Raw genomic sequence first — 16647 nt, 5'->3', positions numbered from 1 at the left:
TCGCGCTTAGCCGATCAGTTTTTTCAGCAGTTCAGCCTTGGCGCCGTCGTAGTCGGCTGGCGAAATGAGGCCCTTGTCGAGCAAGCCTTTGAGCTTTTCCAGGCGCGCCTCGATCGGTTCCTCGGCAGGGGCCGGTGGCGCCGCTGGAGCTGGTGCCGGGGCGGGCTGCTGTAGCGCTCCGCCCATGCTTTGCGCCATCACCTGGCCGATCGACAGCCCGGCGCCGAGGCCCGCGCCGATGCCTGCCATGCCGCCTTCGTTCTGCGCCGCCAGCGGGATCGCGTTGGCTACCTGGAATTTGGTGTAGCCGCTCATCTTGTCGGCGCCCAGGCCGCCCTTCATGCCGGCCGAGATGCGCTCGTCGAGCGCCGCCTGCAATTCCTCGGGCAGGCTGATGCTGGCCACGTTGAATTCATCGAGGCCCACGCCATAGCGGGAAAACGCCTGCGCCAGGCCATCCTTGACCTCTTGCGCCATCAGCGCCTGGTTGGCCGCCATGTCGAGGAAGGGGACATTCGCACCGCCCAGCGAGCTGGCCATGCTCGACATCAAAATGCCGCGCAATTGATCTTCCACCTCGTCGCGCGTATAGACTTCGCGCGTGCCGCTGATCTCGGTGAAGAAGGTGCGGGCGTCGGCGATGCGGTACGAGTACATGCCGAAGGCGCGCACGCGGATCATGTCGAAATCCTTGTCGCGGATGGTGATCGGCTGCGGCGTGCCCCACTTGCGGCCCGTCTGCACGCGGGTGCTGAAGTAATACACATCGGACTTGAAGGGCGAGTCGAACAGCTTGTCCCAGTTTTTCAGGTTGGTCAGCAACGGTAAGGTCTGCGTCGTCAGCTTGTGCGTGCCGGGACCGAAGACGTCGGCGATCTTGCCTTCATTGACGAAGACGGCGACCTGCGATTCGCGCACATTCAGGATGGCGCCGTTCTGGATTTCGAAATCCTGCATGGGAAAACGCCAGGCCAGCACGCCTTCCGTTTCTTCGTTCCACTGCAGTACGTCGATAAACTGCTTCTTGATAAAGCTGCCGAGGCTCATGATGGTGTCCTTGAATGAGGTAAAACGTCAGGAAATGCAGGCGGCGTTGATGGCGCCGATCGACAGGGAAATGGCGGCCAGCAGGCCGCCGAAGGCGCTGTTGTTCGATTCGATCTGGTCCTTCGACATGCGCAGCAGGCGCGTGGTGACCACATAGGCGAGCAATTGCACCACCATGGCGCCAAAGGCCCAGGCGAAGAACTGCTGGTAGTCGGCCGTGTGCATCAGGGACGAGGCGATGGTGGCGGAAAAGCCCAGCATGGCGCCACCCAGCGACAGGGCCGCCGCCTGGTTGCCCTGGCGGATCAGCAGCACTTCGTTATACGGCGTGACGCGCGTGTAGATGATAAAAAATACAATTAGCAGCCCGGCGGCCAGTAAAAGATGGATCAGATAGTTTAGGATGGCGGGCACGGCATTCCTCGCAATGAGTATTTGATAACGTCAACGCATATTAGAACAAAAAAAGTCCAATGAACAAAAAGATTCTGATTTTGTCCGTCTTCGTAGTCGCCTCCTGCGGCCTCGCGTATGAGCTGATCGCCGGCGCCATGTCCAGCTACCTGCTCGGCGACTCCATCCTGCAGTTTTCCACCATCATTGGCTGCTACTTGTTTGCGATGGGTGTGGGCGCTCACTTTTCAAAGTATGTGCAGGACGACGACGTGCTCTCGCGCTTCGTCGACATCGAATTGGCCGTGGGCCTGATCGGTGGCCTGTCGGCTGCCATCCTGTTCATGACCTTTTCGTGGATGGCCGCGCCATTTCGTACCTTATTGTATGTGATGGTGTTCCTGATCGGCGCACTGGTCGGCATGGAAGTGCCGCTGGTGATGCGCGCCCTGAATTCGCGCCAGACGGAATTTTCTGAATTGGTCAGCCGCGTGCTCACCTTCGATTACCTGGGCGCGCTGGCCGTTTCCCTGCTGTTCCCGCTGGTGCTGTCGCCGTACCTGGGCCTGGTGCGCACGGGCTTCCTGTTCGGCATGCTCAACGTGGGCGTGGGCCTGTGGACGATCTGGGTGTTCCGCGCGGAGCTGAAGAACCTCACGGGACGCTTCCTGCGCGCCTGCGCCGTGATGCTGGTGCTGATCGCCGGCTTTGCCATGTCGGACCGCATGGTGGCCTGGGGCGAACACGGCCTGTTCGGCGACCAGATCGTCTATTCCACCACTACGCCCTACCAGCGCCTGGTGATCACGCGCTGGAAGGACGATACGCGTTTGTACATCAACGGCAACCTGCAGTTTTCCTCGCGCGACGAATACCGTTACCACGAGGCGCTGGTACACCCCGTGCTGGAAGCGCTGCCGTGGGCGCGCCGCGTGCTGGTGCTGGGCGGCGGCGATGGCCTGGCGCTGCGCGAAATCCTGCGTTATCCACAGATCGAACACGTCACCGTGGTCGACCTCGACCCCGCCATGACGGCCGCGTTTACCACGCGCCCGGAATTGGCAAAGCTGAATAACAGCGCGTTCTCGGACAAGCGCGTCACCGTCGTCAATGCCGATGCCGCCGTCTGGCTGCGCAACAACGGTGACATGTTTGACGCGGCCATCGTCGACTTCCCCGATCCGTCCAGCTTCGCGCTCGGAAAACTGTATTCCGTACCCTTCTACGACCTGGTAAAAAAACACCTGGCCGCCAAGGGCCTGATGGTGGTGCAATCGACGTCGCCCTTCTTTGCCCCGCACGCCTACTGGACCATCAATTCGACCCTGCGCGAAGTAGGCATGCGCACCTGGCCCTACCACGCCTATGTGCCCTCGTTCGGCGAATGGGGTTTTATTCTGGCCTCGCCCCAGCTCGACTACAAACCGCCCACCAGCTACCGCCTGCCCATGCGCTACCTGAATGCGGACACCACACGCGAGATGTTCATCTTCCCGCCCGACATGCAGCCGCTGCCGATGGCGCCGAATCGCCTCAACACCCAGTCGCTCGTGCATGAATTCGAGCAGGACTGGAACCGGGTGATCCGCTGATGCAGCGCCGTTCCTTCATGCTGTGGGCTGCCGGCGGCACGGCAGCAGCCGCTGCCGGCATCGGCAGCATCGCCGCGTATCTGCGCTGGCAGGAAATCACGCCGAAGGTGTTGTATCCGGGCCGCAGCGAGGGACACTATTTGCGCAAGCTGCTGCGCGAGCGCACGGCGCTGCCGGCGCCCTCGGCAACCATCACCACGGATGTGGCCATCCTCGGCTCCGGCATCGCCGGTCTGACGGCCGCCTGGCGGCTTAAGAAGCTGGGGCACACGGATTTTTTAATGGTCGACGGTCCCCAGCCCTACGGCAACGCAGCGGGTGGCCACTTCGGCGACCTGGCTTATCCGACCGGCGGTCATTACCTGCCGCTGCCTTCACCCGAATCGACGCATGTGCGTGAGATCCTGTTCGACCTGGGGATTATCCAGCGCGATCCGCAGGCGGAAAAGCCATATTACGACGAGCGCTATATCCTGCACGCGCCGGAAGAACGCCTGCTGTTCAACGGCCACTGGCAGGAAGGCTTCATTCCCACCGAAGGCGTCTCTGCCGAAGAACTGGCGCAGCACGAGCGCTTTTTTGCCGAGGTGCGGCGTTTGCGCCAGGCGCATGGCAATGATGGCAAGCGCGTTTTCGTTTTCCCTACCGTGGAGTCGTCGCAAGACCCGGCCTGGCAGGCGCTGGACACCATCACGTTAAAGCAGTGGATGGAGCGCGAAGGCTATACCTCGCCCACCCTGCACTGGTATTTGAATTACTGCTGCCGCGACGACTACGGCACGCGCTACGACCAGGTTTCGGCCTGGGCCGGCCTGCATTATTACTGCAGCCGCTGGGGACAGGCGGCGAATGCCGGCAACGGCGCCTGGCTGACGTGGCCGGGCGGCATGCAGCCCGTGGCCACGGCCATGGAGCAGGCGTCGGGCGTGCGGCGCAAGGCGGGCACGGTGGTTTCCGTGCAGACGACGGACGAGGGCGTCGAAGCGCTGTGCCTGGAGCTGGTCGACGGCCAGCCGCGCACTTACCTGGTCAAGGCACGCAAGGCCATCTGCGCCATGCCGCTGTATGTAGCGGCGCGCGTGGTGAAGAATATCGCCGACTATGGCTTTGACGCGAAACGCGATACGCCCGCGTATGCGCCGTGGATGGTGGCCAACTTCCTGCTCAAGCGCTTTCCCGATGAACTGCCGCATGCGCCCCTGTGCTGGGATAACGTGGTGTACCAGGAACCGGGCCTCGGCTACGTCGTCTCCACGCACCAGGATATCCGCGTGCGCCCGCCCGAGAAAACCGTCTTCAGCGCCTACGTGGCCCTGTCCGACCGCACGCCGCAGGAAGCCCGCAAGTGGCTGGACACGGCCAGCCCCGAAGCATTGCTGGCGCTGGCCAGCGTTGACCTGAAAACGGCGTATGGACGCGATTTTGCCAGCTGCGTCGAGCGCGTCGACATCACCGTGCGCGGCCACGCCATGGCCGCTCCCTTGCCAGGATTTCGCAGTAACGCGGGGCTGAAAGCGTTGCGTGAACACGACGGCGCCATCCTGTTCGCGCATGCCGACCTGTCGGGCTTTTCCGTATTCGAGGAAGCGGCGTGGTGGGGGGATAGGGCGGCGCGGCTGGCGGTGAAATGAAAAAAGGCCGGCGCAAGCGCCGGCCTGAGCCCCCTAAGGCTCGAACCGGTCTACTTGTTCTTGTTGATCACGTCGATGAACACGGCTGCCAGCAGCACCAGTCCCTTGATCACCTGCTGGTAGTCGATGCCGATGCCCATGATGGACATACCGTTGTTCATCACGCCCATGATGAAGGCGCCGATGACGGCCCCCATCACCTTGCCTACGCCGCCCGAGGCCGAGGCGCCGCCGATGAAGCAGGCGGCGATCACGTCCAGCTCGAATCCCGTGCCGGCCTTCGGCGTGGCCGTGTTCAGGCGTGCCGCGAAGATCAGGCCGGCCAGCGCGGCCAGCATGCCCATGTTGACGAAGGTGTAGAAGCTGACCCGTTCCGTCTTGATGCCGGACAGGCGCGCCGCCTTCTCGTTGCCGCCGACGGCATATACGCGCCGGCCCAGCACGGTGCGGTTGGTAATGAAGGTGTAGGCGACGATGAGCAGCGACATCACGGCCAGCACGTTGGGAAAGCCGCGGTACGACGCCAGCAGGTAGCTGAAATACACCATCACGGCGGCGAAGATGGCGTTTTTCAGCAGGAAGAAGGCGCGCGGTTCGTTTTCCATGCCGTGCTTCAGTTGCTTGGCGCGGCTGCGCAGCGAGGTGATGATCAGCGCCGCGGCGGCGATCACGCCCAGCAGCAGTGACAGGCCGCGCAGGTTTTCGCCGCCGAACGGGTCGGGCAGGAAGCCCGAACTGAGCATCTGGAAGCCTTCCGGGAAGGGGCCGACCGACTGGCCTGCCAGCAGCGCCAGGGTCAGGCCCTTGAACACCAGCATGCCGGCCAGCGTGACGATGAAGGACGGGATTTTAAAGAAGGCGACAAAATACCCTTGCGCGCCGCCGATGACGGCGCCGGCCAGCAGGCAGATGATGCTGGCGGCGACAAAATTCATGTGGTAGTTGACGATCAGGACGGCCGCCAGCGCGCCGACGAAGCCGACCACCGAGCCGACGGACAAATCGATATGGCCGGCCACGATGACCATCAGCATGCCCAGCGCCATGATGACGATATAGCTGTTTTGCAGCACCAGGTTGGTGAGATTGAGCGGCTGCATCAGGGTGCCGTCGGTCATGTACTGGAAAAAGCCCATGATGACGATCAGGGAGAGCAGCATGCCGTAGTCGCGCATATTGTTTTTCAAGAAGCCGGCATAGCTTTTCGCTTCCGGCGCGGCCGCTGGCGTGCCGGCCGCCGTTCCCGCTGTCAGTTTATTGTCCATTGTTTTCTCCGTGTGTAACGATCGCGCGCATGATTCGCTCCTGCGATGCTTCTGCTGCGCTGAGTTCTGCCGCGAAACGGCCTTCGTTCATGACATAGATCCGGTCGCACATGCCCAGCAATTCCGGCATTTCCGAGGAAATCATGATGATGCATTTGCCTTCGGCGGCCAGCTCGCTGATGATGCTGTAGATCTCATACTTGGCGCCCACGTCGATGCCGCGGCTCGGTTCATCGAGGATCAGGATGTCGGGACGCGAAAACAGCCATTTCGCCAGCACCACTTTCTGCTGGTTGCCGCCGGACAGGTTGACCACCTTCTGTGCCACGCTCGAGCAACGGGTCTTGAGCTTGCGGCGGAACTCCTCGGCCACGCCGAATTCACGCTGCTCGTCGATCACCATGTGCTTTGAAATCGCGTCCAGGTTGGCCAGGCTGGTGTTCTTCTGGATGTCTTCCTCGAGGATCAGGCCCAGGCCCTTGCGGTCTTCCGTGACATACGCGAGGCCGTGGGCGATCGCCTTGCCGATGGTGCTGACGTCGATCTCCTGGCCATTCTTGAGCACCGTGCCGCTGATGCGCTGGCCGTAGGCGCGGCCGAAAATGCTCATCGCCAGTTCCGTGCGCCCTGAGCCCATCAAGCCGGCGATGCCGATGATCTCGCCCTTTTTGGCGTGCATGTTGATGCCCTTGATGACGGGGCGGTCGGCATGCTCGGGATGGAAGACGCGCCAGTCGCGCACTTCGAAAATGGTCTCGCCGATGGTGGGCGTGCGCGGCGGATAGCGGTCGGCCATCTCGCGCCCGACCATTTTTTCGATGATGCGGTCTTCGCTGACGGCTTCGATGCGGCAGTCGAAACTGTCGACTGTGTTCCCGTCGCGCAGCACCGTGATGGCATCGGCGACCCGTGAAATTTCATTGAGCTTGTGCGAAATCAGGATCGAGGCGATGCCCTGGGCTTTCAGACCCAGCAGCAGGTCGAGCAGGGCCGCGCTGTCGCTTTCATTCAGGCTGGCCGTCGGCTCGTCGAGGATCAGCAGCTTGACGTCCTTGCACAGCGCCTTGGCGATTTCAATCAGCTGCTGCTTGCCCACGCCCAGGTTCGTGATCAGGGTGTCGGGGGACTCTTTCAGGCCGACTTTGTGCAGCAGTTCGCGCGTCTTCGTTTGCGCGTATTCCCAGTCGATGACGCCCATGCTGGACGGTTCGTTGCCGAGGAAGATATTCTCGGCGATCGACAACTGGGGCACCAGCGCCAGTTCCTGGTGGATGATGATGATGCCGATTTCTTCGCTGTCCTTGATGCCGCGGAAGTGCCGCGTCTGGCCCAGGTAATCGATGTCGCCCGTATAGCTGCCATGGCCGTAGACGCCGCTCAGCACTTTCATCAGGGTCGATTTGCCGGCGCCGTTTTCGCCGACGATGGCGTGGATCTCGCCGCTGCGCACCCGCAGGTTGACATTGTCGAGCGCAACGACGCCCGGGAATGTTTTGCGTATCCCGCGCATTTCCAGGATAGTGTTCGTCATATAACCTCTCTGGCACGGCCGCGCTGGTCGGCGGGTCGTGCGGCAGTCTTGTTCTTGATCGTGCATGAAGCGAAAGGCCCGGCATCGCCGGGCCTTCAGTACCGTGGATGCTTATTTCACTTGCGCTTCCGTGTAGTAGCCGCTGCCGGTGACGAGCACCTGCTTCCAGTTCGCCTTGTCGACGGTGACTGGTTTCAACAGGTAGGACGGCACGACTTTTACGCCGTTGTTATAAGTCTTGGTATCGTTGACGGTCGGCGTCTTGCCGCTCATCATCGCGTCGACCATGTTCGCCGTGACCTTGGCCAGTTCGCGCGTATCCTTGAACACGGTCGATGCCTGTTCGCCGCGGATGATCGATTTCACCGACGGGATTTCCGCATCCTGGCCCGTCACGACGGGGAAGGGCTGTTTCGGTGTGCCGTAGCCGACGCCCTTGAGCGAAGACAGGATACCGATGCTCAAGCCGTCATACGGCGACAGCACCGCGTCGACACGCGCATTGCCGTAGTAGGCGCTGAGCAGGTTGTCCATGCGCGCCTGCGCCACGGCGCCGTCCCAGCGCAAGGTGGCGACCTTTTCCATGCCCATCTGCTTCGAGCGGACTACCAGCTTGCCGCTGTCGATGTACGGTTTCAGGACCGACAGCGCGCCGTTGTAGAAAAAGTGCGCGTTGTTGTCGTCGGCCGAGCCGCCGAACAGTTCGATATTGAACGGACCCTTGCCTTCCTTCAGTTTCAGCGCCGATTCGATATAGCCCGCTTGCAGCACGCCGACCTGGAAGTTGTCGAACGTTGCGTAGTAATCGATGTTTTTCGTGCCGCGGATCAAACGGTCATACGAAATGACCTTGATGCCCTTGTCGGCCGCCTTTTGCAGCACGTTCGACAAGGTGGTGCCGTCGATGGCGGCGATCACCAGCACTTTGGCGCCCTTGGTGATCATGTTTTCCACCTGCGCCAGCTGGTTCGGGATATCGTCGTCGGCAAACTGCAAGTCCGTCTTGTAGCCGCGCTCCTTGAATACCTTGACCATGTTGTCGCCGTCGGCGATCCAGCGCATGGACGACTTGGTCGGCATCGAGATGCCGATCGCACCCTTGTCGGCGGCGCTTGCCAAGGGCATTACTGCCATGCCGGAGATGGCCAGCGCCAGGCTCGCGGTCAGCATTTTCATTGTTGTTTTCATTTCAGGTCTCCACCGTCTTCGATAGTTGAATGTGCCAGGGCCGTCGTCCCAGTGGGCGGGCTCCGTGCGGATGGCCGATTGCAGGCCACGGCTGATACTAGTTTGTCCATCCATCCCTCACCAATCACTTTTTTCGCATCGGCGATATCCAAAACGGTATCAATGGGCCAATTGATGCAATGCGCCATGCTGTCCCTTTCCACCTGCGGACAGGGCGGGAACGGGGGCCAATTGACGGCTTTTTTTGGTGCGCTGCAATACCAATAATCATCATTCAATTTGGTGATTTTCGTAATTGCGGCGACACAGGGCGGCGCGCAGAATCGCTCCGAACTCGACCATTTGCCTCCCCATCACGACCCTTTGAAAGCTTGCCATGCAGCCGATTTCTCCCGCCTCCCTGTTGCCCGCCGACCTGGCGCAGGCCCTCCTCATCGGCCGCATCTGGCGTGATGGCCCTTGCGTCGTCGCCGTGCGTGGCGGTGAAGTGGTCGACCTCACGCAGACCGTGGCGACGGTGGCCGAGCTGTTCGAACGCAGCGATGCGCTCGATATCGCCCGCCATGCGCCCGGTATCGCGCTCGGCCCCGTGCAGGTGCTGCTGGAGCAGGCGCTGGCCGCGCCGCCAGGCGAGCCGCTGCTGCTGGCGCCGTGCGACCTGCAGGCCGTCAAGGCCTGCGGCGTGACCTTCGCCGTCAGCCTGCTCGAACGGGTGATCGAGGAACAGGCGGGCGGCGACGCGGCACGCGCGGCGAGCTTGCGCACCGCCCTGCAAATGACCCTGGGCGGCGACCTGTCGGCATTAAAACCCGGCTCGGAGGCGGCGCAGCGGCTGAAACAGCAACTGCAGCAGCGCGGCGCCTGGTCGCAATACATGGAAGTGGGTATCGGCCCCGATGCGGAAGTGTTCACCAAGGCGCAGCCGATGTCGTCGGTGGGCTGCGGCGCGCAAGTGGGCTTGCTGCCATCGTCCGCCTGGAACAACCCGGAGCCGGAGATCGTCCTGGCCATCAACAGCCGCGGCGAGGTGCTGGGGGCTTCCCTGGGCAACGACGTCAACCTGCGCGACATCGAAGGGCGCAGCGCCCTCTTGCTGGGCAAGGCCAAGGATAACAACGGCTCTTGCGCCATCGGCCCCTTCATCCGCCTGTTCGACGAGGGCTTTACGCTCGATACCGTGCGCCAAGCGGAAGTGTCGCTGCTGATCGAGGGCGCGGACGACGGCTTTGTGCTCGAAGGCGCCAGCTTCATGCGCGAGATCAGCCGCGACCCGCTCGACCTGGTGCGCCAGACGGCAGGCCAGTACCACCAGTATCCGGATGGCTTCATGCTGTTCCTGGGCACCATGTTCTCGCCCGTGAAAGACCGCGGCGCGCAGGGCGGCGGCTTCACGCACCACCTGGGCGACCGGGTCACCATCGCCACCGCCGCGCTGGGCGCGCTGGTCAACGAAGTGCAGCGCTGCGATGCGATCCCTCCCTGGACGTTCGGCGTGCGCGCCCTGTACCAGAACCTGGCCCGTCGCGGTTTGCTTTGATCCGATTTTCTTAAAAAGAGAGACACCATGCAGCACGCAATCTATCCCAGCCTGGCCGGCAAGCGCGTCGTCATCACGGGCGGCGGCACCGGCATCGGCGTGGCCATCGTCGAGGCGTTCGCGCGCCAGGGCGCCCACGTCACCTTTCTCGACATCTCCCGCGAGGCGTCGCTGGCGCTGCAGGAACAGCTGGCCCACTTGCCGCAGCCGCCCGTTTTCCGCTATTGCGACCTGACGGACCTGGGCGCCCTGGCCGCCACCTTCGCCGAAATTGAACACAGCGCGGGCGCCACGGATATCCTCGTCAACAACGCGGCCAATGACGACCGCCACCAGCTGCAGGACGTCACGCCCGCCTACTGGGACGAGCGCATCGCCGTCAACCTGCGCCACCAGTATTTCTGCGCCCAGGCGGTGGCGCCGGCCATGCGCGCCAATGGCCGCGGCGTGATTCTCAACCTGGGGTCGATTTCCTGGCACCTGGCGCAAGCCCGGCTGTCGATCTACATGACGGCCAAAGCCGGCATCGAGGGTTTGACCCGTGGCCTGGCGCGCGACCTGGGTGTCGACGGCATCCGCGTCAACTGCATCATTCCCGGCGCAGTGCGCACGCCGCGCCAGGAGCGGCTGTGGCATACGCCGGAAGCGGAAGCCGTGATCCTGCAGGGACAATGCCTGCAGACGCGCGTGGAACCGGAAGACGTGGCGGCGCTGGCGCTGTTCCTCGCGTCCGACAACGCGGCCAAGTGCGCCGGACGCGAATACTACGTCGACGCAGGCTGGTACGGCGCATGACCATTCCCGCCCAACGCCAGGCGCGGCGCTTCCGCTCGCAGGACTGGTTCGACAATCCCGACCACATCGACATGACGGCGCTGTACCTGGAGCGCTTCATGAACTACGGCATCACGGCCGAGGAGCTGCGTTCGGGCCGGCCCATCATCGGCATTGCGCAAAGCGGCAGCGACATCAGTCCCTGCAACCGCATCCACCTGGAACTGGCGCAGCGCGTGCGCGACGGCATCCGCGACGCCGGCGGCATCCCGATGGAATTCCCGCTGCACCCGATCTTTGAAAACTGCCGCCGTCCCACGGCCGCGCTGGACCGCAACCTGGCGTATCTGGGCCTGGTGGAAATCCTGCATGGCTACCCGATCGATGCCGTGGTGCTGACGACGGGCTGCGACAAGACCACGCCGGCCCAGCTGATGGCCGCCGCTACGGTGGACATTCCCGCCATCGTGCTGTCGGGCGGCCCCATGCTCGACGGCTGGATGGACGGCGAACTGGTGGGTTCCGGCGCTGCCATCTGGAAGGGCCGCCGCCAGCTGTCCGCCGGCTTGATCGACAACGACAAATTCCTGCAGATAGCCGCCGCCTCGGCGCCGTCGGCCGGCCACTGCAACACCATGGGCACGGCATCGACCATGAATGCGCTGGCCGAGGCGCTGGGCATGTCCCTGACGGGCTGCTCAGCCATCCCCGCGCCATATCGCGAACGTGGCCAGATCGCCTACGAAACGGGGCGCCGCATCGTCGGCATGGCGTTCGAGGACGTGCGTCCTTCGAGCATCCTCACGCGCGAAGCGTTCCTGGACGCCATCATCGTCAACGCGGCCATCGGCGGTTCCACCAACGCCCAGCCGCACCTGATGGCCATGGCGCGCCATGCGGGCGTGGAACTGCACTCGAGCGACTGGATGGCGCACGGCTACGACGTGCCGCTGCTCCTGAACATGCAGCCGGCAGGGAAGTATCTGGGCGAGCGCTTCCACCGCGCCGGCGGCGTGCCGGCCGTGATGTGGGAGTTACAGCAGGCGGGCTTGCTGCACACCGAGCGCTTGACGGTGACGGGCCAGAGCATGGCGGCGAACCTGGCGGGCCGTGAAAGCGCGGACCGCGAGATGATCCGCCCGTTTGCCGCGCCGCTGAAGGAGAAGGCCGGCTTCATGGCCTTGCAGGGCAATCTGTTCGACTTTGCCATCATGAAGACCAGCGTGATCTCGCCCGCTTTCCGCGAGCGCTACCTATCGCGTCCCGGCAGCGAAGGCGTATTCGAAGCGCGCGCCATCGTCTTTGACGGTTCATCTGACTATCACGGGCGCATCAATGACCCGGCATTGGTGATTGACGACAGCTGCATGCTGGTCATGCGCGGCGCCGGTCCCGTCGGCTGGCCCGGTTCGGCCGAAGTGGTCAACATGCAGCCGCCCGATGCGCTCCTCAAGGCCGGCATTTTGAACCTGCCGACCCTGGGCGACGGGCGCCAGTCGGGCACCTCGGACAGCCCGTCGATTCTGAACGCATCGCCGGAAAGCGCGGTCGGTGGCGGCCTGGCGCTGCTGCGCACGGGCGACATCATCCGCGTGGACTTGAACGCGGGCCGCTGCGACATGCTGGTCGACGCCTCTGAGCTGGCGCGCCGCGCGCAAGAACTGCCGCCGCCCGTCAACGACAGCGCCACGCCGTGGCAGGAGCTCTACCGCGCCAGCGTGGGCCAGCTGGAAACGGGCGCCTGCATGGAGCTGGCGCTGAAATATCGCGCCGTGGGGCAAACGCTGCCGCGCCACAATCACTAGTTTATTTGTTGTTCGTTGTACCCCGCAGTTAAAAAATGTAGCTAAAAAATCCAACAAGGAGACACGTAATGAACAAGATCATCAGTGCAGCCATCATGACCGCCATGCTGGCATTGAGCAGCAGCGCCGCCCTGGCCGATGCGAAAAACCCGAAGATCGGTTTTTCCATCGACGATTTGCGCGTGGAACGCTGGACGCGCGACCGCGATTTCTTCATCGCTGCTGCCGAGAAGCAGGGCGCCAAGGTGTTCGTGCAATCGGCCGACGCCAGCGAACAGCGCCAGATTTCGCAGATCGAGAACCTGATCTCGCGCGGCGTGGACGTGCTGGTGATCGTGCCGTTCAACGCCACAGTCCTCAACAACACCGTCAAGGAGGCGAAAAAGGCCGGCATCAAGGTGCTGTCGTATGACCGCCTGATCCTGAACGCCGATATCGACGCGTATATCTCGTTCGACAACGAGAAAGTGGGCGAAATGCAGGCCGAAGGCGTGACCAAGCTGCAGCCGAAGGGCAATTACTACCTGCTGGGCGGTTCGCCGACCGACAACAACGCCAAGATGCTGCGCGAAGGCCAGATGAAGGTGCTCAAACCGTTCATCGACAAGGGCGACATCAAGATCGTCGGCCAGCAGTGGGTGAAGGACTGGAGCGCCACCGAAGCGCTGTCCATCGTGGAAAATGCGCTGACGGCCAACGGCAACAAAATCGACGCCATCGTCGCTTCGAACGACGGCACGGCCGGCGGCGCCATCCAGGCCCTGGCCGCGCAAAAACTGGCCGGCAAGGTGCCGGTCTCGGGCCAGGACGCCGATCTGGCGGCGGTGAAACGCGTCATCGCCGGCACGCAGTCGATGACCGTCTACAAACCCCTGAAAACCATCGCAGCCGAAGCGGCCAAGCTGGCCATCCAGCTGGCGCGCAATGAAAAGCCGGCCTACAACTCCAGCTATGACAACGGCCTGAAAAAGGTCAGCACGGTGCTGCTGAAACCAACGCCGCTGACCAAGGCGAATGTGAACATTCTCGTCGATGACGGCTTCTATACCAAGGCGCAATTGGGTAATTAATTACCCGCTTGATGTCGGGTTACGCGCTGCGCGCTAACCCGACCTACTCCTTCCTGGTGAATGAATGTGAGCTCAGATGTCTGAATATCTGCTTGAAATGAAAGGCATCGTCAAACAGTTTGGCGGTGTCCGCGCGCTTGACGGTATCGATCTGCAGGTGCGGGCCGGCGAGTGCATCGGCTTGTGCGGCGAGAATGGCGCCGGCAAGTCGACCCTGATGAAAGTGTTGTCCGGCGTGTACCCGCACGGTACCTGGGATGGCGAAATCCTGTGGGATGGCCAGCCCCTGCGCGCGCAATCGATCCGCGACACGGAAGACGCGGGCATCATCATCATCCACCAGGAGCTGATGCTGGTGCCGCAGTTGTCCGTGGCCGAAAATATCTTCATGGGCCGCGAGCTTACCCTGCCGGGCGGACGCATGCATTACGCGGCCATGTACAAGCGCGCCGACGAGTTGCTGCGCGAACTGAAAATTCCCGAACTGAACGTGGCGCAGCCCGTGATGAATTACGGCGGCGGCCACCAGCAGCTGGTGGAAATCGCCAAGGCGCTCAATAAGAATGCGCGATTGCTGATCCTCGACGAGCCGTCGTCGTCGCTGACGGCCTCGGAAATCGCCGTGCTGCTCGATATCCTGCGCGCACTGAAAGCCAAGGGCGTCACCTGCATCTACATTTCGCACAAGCTCGATGAAGTAGCGGCCATCTGCGACACCATCGTCGTCATCCGCGACGGCAAGCATATCGCCACCACGCCGATGGCGCAGATGAACGTCGAACGCATCATCGCGCAGATGGTGGGCCGCGAAATGAGCCAGCTGTATCCGCAGCGTGCGCCGGAGAAAAAGGCGGCGATTGGCGAGGTGCTGTTCGAGGCGCGCCACGTGAGCTGCATCGATGCCGACAACCCGCAGCGCAAGCGCGTCGACGATGTGTCATTCACCCTGCGCAAGGGCGAGATCCTCGGCATCGCCGGCCTGGTGGGGGCGGGGCGCACGGAACTCGTCTCGGCCCTGTTCGGCGCCTACCAGGGGCCGTGCCAGGCCGAAGTGTGGCTTGATGGCCGCAAGATCGATACCAGCTCGCCGCAAAAGGCGATTGCCATGGGCCTGGCCATGGTGCCGGAAGACCGCAAGCACCACGGCATCGTGCCTGACCTCGACGTGGGGCAGAATATTACCCTGGCCGTGCTGGAGGAATTCGCGCGCGCCACGCGCATCGATGGCGAGGCGGAATTGACGGCCGTGCGCGGCGAGATCGCCCAGCTGGAACTGAAGGCGGCCAGCCCGTCGCTGCCCATTACGAGCCTGTCGGGCGGCAACCAGCAAAAGGCCGTGCTGGCCAAGATGCTGCTGACGCGCCCGCGCGTCTTGATCCTCGACGAGCCCACGCGCGGCGTCGACGTGGGCGCCAAATATGAAATCTATAAATTGATGCTGGCGCTGGCCGACCGGGGCGTGGCCATCATCATGGTCTCGTCGGAACTGGCCGAAGTGCTGGGCGTGTCCGACCGCGTGCTGGTGATGGGCGAAGGCCGCCTGCGCGGCGACTTTATCAACGATGGCCTGAGCCAGGAAACCGTGCTGGCGGCGGCGCTGGACCAGCGCCCGGCGCCAGGCGAGCATACCGCAAACAAGGAACCCGCAGCATGAAACCGCACAGTATCAAACAGCTGTTCACCCAATACAAGATGCTGGCCCTGCTGATCGCCGTGGCGCTGATCTGGGCCTTTTTTTCGTGGAAGACGGAGGGCAGTTTCCTCACGCCGCGCAACCTGTCAAACCTGCTGCGCCAGATGTCCGTCACCGGTATCCTCGCCTGCGGCATGGTGCTGGTGATTATCGCCGGCGAGATCGACCTGTCGATCGGCTCCCTGCTGGGACTGTTGGGCGGTATCGCCGCCGTGCTGGACGTGACGCAGCACTGGCCGCTGGCGCTGAACCTGGCTGCGGTACTCGGCTGCGGCCTGGTGATAGGCCTGCTCAACGGTTACCTGACGGCGTACCGGGGCATCCCGTCCTTTATCGTTGGCCTGGGCGGCATGCTGGCGTATCGCGGCATCCTGCTGGGCATCACGGGCGGCATCACGATCGCGCCCGTCTCCGAGCCGATGGTCTACCTGGGGCAGGGTTACCTGCCCGCAGTGCCCGGCATTGTGCTGGGCATCGGCCTGTTCCTGCTGGCGGCCTTTTTGACGTGGCGCGCGCGCGCCAGCCGCGCGCAGCATGGCTTGCCGCAGACGGCGCCCTGGGCCGACGGCTTGCGCCTGGCCGTCATCGGCGCCGTGCTGTATGCCTTCGTGCAAACCCTGAACGGCTATGAAGGCATCCCGCTGCCCGTGCTGTTGCTGCTGGCCTTGCTGGGACTGTTCAGCTATATCACCAGCCAGACCGTGTTTGGCCGCCGCATCTACGCCGTCGGCAGCAATATGGAAGCGACGCGTTTGTCCGGCATCAACGTGAAAGCCGTCAAGCTGTGGATCTTCGGCATCATGGGCTTGATGTGCGCGCTGGCGGGCCTGATCAACACGGGCCGCCTGGCGGCCGGTTCGCCTTCGGCCGGCACCTTCAGCGAACTCGATGCCATCGCCGCCTGCTTCATCGGCGGCACCTCGATGCGCGGCGGCTCGGGCACCGTGTACGGCGCTCTGATCGGCGCGCTGGTGATGGCCAGCCTGGATAACGGCATGTCCATGCTGGACGTGGACACCTACTGGCAGATGATCGTGAAAGGCAGTATCCTCACTTTGGCCGTGTGGGTCGATGTCAGCACGCGAGCAGGGCGCAGATAGCCGTGAAAACATCTGGCACGC

General features: G+C 63.0%; 13 protein-coding genes. 8 read left to right on the top strand and 5 right to left on the bottom strand.

The window, feature by feature from the left end; all coding sequences use genetic code 11:
• Positions 1–6: 6 nt before the first annotated feature.
• Positions 7–1047 carry an SPFH domain-containing protein gene (locus ACQ4WY_RS15990; protein ID WP_436504884.1) on the bottom strand — a complete coding sequence of 347 codons (1041 nt, stop codon included), beginning with the start codon at positions 1045–1047 and terminating at the stop codon, positions 7–9.
• Positions 1048–1074: 27 nt separating this feature from the next.
• Positions 1075–1461: a DUF350 domain-containing protein gene (locus tag ACQ4WY_RS15985; RefSeq protein ID WP_034783828.1), complete on the bottom strand. Its 387-nt coding sequence runs from the start codon at positions 1459–1461 to the stop codon at positions 1075–1077.
• A gap of 59 nt (positions 1462–1520) precedes the next feature.
• On the opposite strand from ACQ4WY_RS15985, the gene ACQ4WY_RS15980 reads away from it, so the two are divergent.
• The gene (locus ACQ4WY_RS15980) at positions 1521–3032 is read left to right on the top strand and encodes a polyamine aminopropyltransferase (RefSeq protein WP_436504883.1); all 1512 of its coding nucleotides are present in this window, start codon (positions 1521–1523) and stop codon (positions 3030–3032) included.
• A complete protein-coding gene (locus tag ACQ4WY_RS15975; RefSeq protein WP_436504882.1) occupies positions 3032–4663 on the top strand; it encodes an NAD(P)-binding protein in 1632 nt (543 codons plus the stop codon). Before ACQ4WY_RS15980 ends, ACQ4WY_RS15975 begins: the two co-directional genes overlap by 1 nt.
• A 50-nt stretch (positions 4664–4713) precedes the next feature.
• Here the strand turns inward: ACQ4WY_RS15975 and mmsB are convergent, their stop codons facing one another.
• From mmsB to chvE, 3 genes are all read right to left on the bottom strand, one after another.
• A complete protein-coding gene (mmsB, locus tag ACQ4WY_RS15970) occupies positions 4714–5928 on the bottom strand; it encodes a multiple monosaccharide ABC transporter permease (protein ID WP_436504881.1) in 1215 nt (404 codons plus the stop codon).
• Positions 5918–7459 carry a multiple monosaccharide ABC transporter ATP-binding protein gene (mmsA, locus tag ACQ4WY_RS15965; protein WP_353659377.1) on the bottom strand — a complete coding sequence of 514 codons (1542 nt, stop codon included), beginning with the start codon at positions 7457–7459 and terminating at the stop codon, positions 5918–5920. Before mmsA ends, mmsB begins: the two co-directional genes overlap by 11 nt.
• A gap of 111 nt (positions 7460–7570) precedes the next feature.
• Positions 7571–8593, bottom strand: coding sequence for a multiple monosaccharide ABC transporter substrate-binding protein (gene chvE / locus ACQ4WY_RS15960; RefSeq protein WP_436504999.1), 1023 nt, complete (start codon positions 8591–8593; stop codon positions 7571–7573).
• A gap of 430 nt (positions 8594–9023) precedes the next feature.
• On the opposite strand from chvE, the gene ACQ4WY_RS15955 reads away from it, so the two are divergent.
• The 6 genes from ACQ4WY_RS15955 to ACQ4WY_RS15930 all read left to right on the top strand — a co-directional run bounded on the left by ACQ4WY_RS15955 (position 9024) and on the right by ACQ4WY_RS15930 (position 16626).
• Positions 9024–10184: a fumarylacetoacetate hydrolase family protein gene (locus tag ACQ4WY_RS15955; RefSeq protein ID WP_436504880.1), complete on the top strand. Its 1161-nt coding sequence runs from the start codon at positions 9024–9026 to the stop codon at positions 10182–10184.
• Positions 10185–10211: 27 nt separating this feature from the next.
• On the top strand, positions 10212–10979 hold the full coding sequence (xylB, locus tag ACQ4WY_RS15950; protein ID WP_436504879.1) for a D-xylose 1-dehydrogenase: 768 nt from the start codon (positions 10212–10214) through the stop codon (positions 10977–10979).
• Positions 10976–12763 (top strand): IlvD/Edd family dehydratase, encoded by a 1788-nt coding sequence (locus ACQ4WY_RS15945; protein WP_436504878.1) that lies wholly within the window; start codon positions 10976–10978, stop codon positions 12761–12763. Before xylB ends, ACQ4WY_RS15945 begins: the two co-directional genes overlap by 4 nt.
• 95 nt (positions 12764–12858) lie before the next feature.
• Entirely contained in the window at positions 12859–13833 is a 975-nt protein-coding gene (gene xylF / locus ACQ4WY_RS15940) for a D-xylose ABC transporter substrate-binding protein (protein ID WP_436504998.1), read from the top strand.
• Between the two features lie 76 nt (positions 13834–13909).
• Positions 13910–15487, top strand: coding sequence for a D-xylose ABC transporter ATP-binding protein (xylG, locus tag ACQ4WY_RS15935; RefSeq protein WP_436504877.1), 1578 nt, complete (start codon positions 13910–13912; stop codon positions 15485–15487).
• Positions 15484–16626: a sugar ABC transporter permease gene (locus ACQ4WY_RS15930; protein ID WP_034783811.1), complete on the top strand. Its 1143-nt coding sequence runs from the start codon at positions 15484–15486 to the stop codon at positions 16624–16626. The genes xylG and ACQ4WY_RS15930 overlap by 4 nt, the downstream gene beginning before the upstream one ends.
• Positions 16627–16647 lie beyond the last annotated feature (21 nt).

It is taken from the genome of Janthinobacterium salmonicoloratum (assembly GCF_051380845.1).
In the GTDB taxonomy this organism is placed as follows: Bacteria; Pseudomonadota; Gammaproteobacteria; order Burkholderiales; family Burkholderiaceae_D; genus Janthinobacterium; species Janthinobacterium lividum_F.
Note: the sequence above shows the minus strand (reverse complement) of the source record. Positions and strands in the feature narration are given on the sequence as shown.

Coding starts and splice junctions, on each gene's coding strand:
- ACQ4WY_RS15990 (WP_436504884.1), bottom strand. CDS start 1,047: ATGAGCCTCGGCAGCTTTATCAAGAAGCAGTTTATCGACGTACTGCAG.
- ACQ4WY_RS15980 (WP_436504883.1), top strand. CDS start 1,521: ATGAACAAAAAGATTCTGATTTTGTCCGTCTTCGTAGTCGCCTCCTGC.
- ACQ4WY_RS15975 (WP_436504882.1), top strand. CDS start 3,032: ATGCAGCGCCGTTCCTTCATGCTGTGGGCTGCCGGCGGCACGGCAGCA.
- mmsB (WP_436504881.1), bottom strand. CDS start 5,928: ATGGACAATAAACTGACAGCGGGAACGGCGGCCGGCACGCCAGCGGCC.
- mmsA (WP_353659377.1), bottom strand. CDS start 7,459: ATGACGAACACTATCCTGGAAATGCGCGGGATACGCAAAACATTCCCG.
- chvE (WP_436504999.1), bottom strand. CDS start 8,593: ATGGCAGTAATGCCCTTGGCAAGCGCCGCCGACAAGGGTGCGATCGGC.
- ACQ4WY_RS15955 (WP_436504880.1), top strand. CDS start 9,024: ATGCAGCCGATTTCTCCCGCCTCCCTGTTGCCCGCCGACCTGGCGCAG.
- xylB (WP_436504879.1), top strand. CDS start 10,212: ATGCAGCACGCAATCTATCCCAGCCTGGCCGGCAAGCGCGTCGTCATC.
- ACQ4WY_RS15945 (WP_436504878.1), top strand. CDS start 10,976: ATGACCATTCCCGCCCAACGCCAGGCGCGGCGCTTCCGCTCGCAGGAC.
- xylF (WP_436504998.1), top strand. CDS start 12,859: ATGACCGCCATGCTGGCATTGAGCAGCAGCGCCGCCCTGGCCGATGCG.
- xylG (WP_436504877.1), top strand. CDS start 13,910: ATGTCTGAATATCTGCTTGAAATGAAAGGCATCGTCAAACAGTTTGGC.
- ACQ4WY_RS15930 (WP_034783811.1), top strand. CDS start 15,484: ATGAAACCGCACAGTATCAAACAGCTGTTCACCCAATACAAGATGCTG.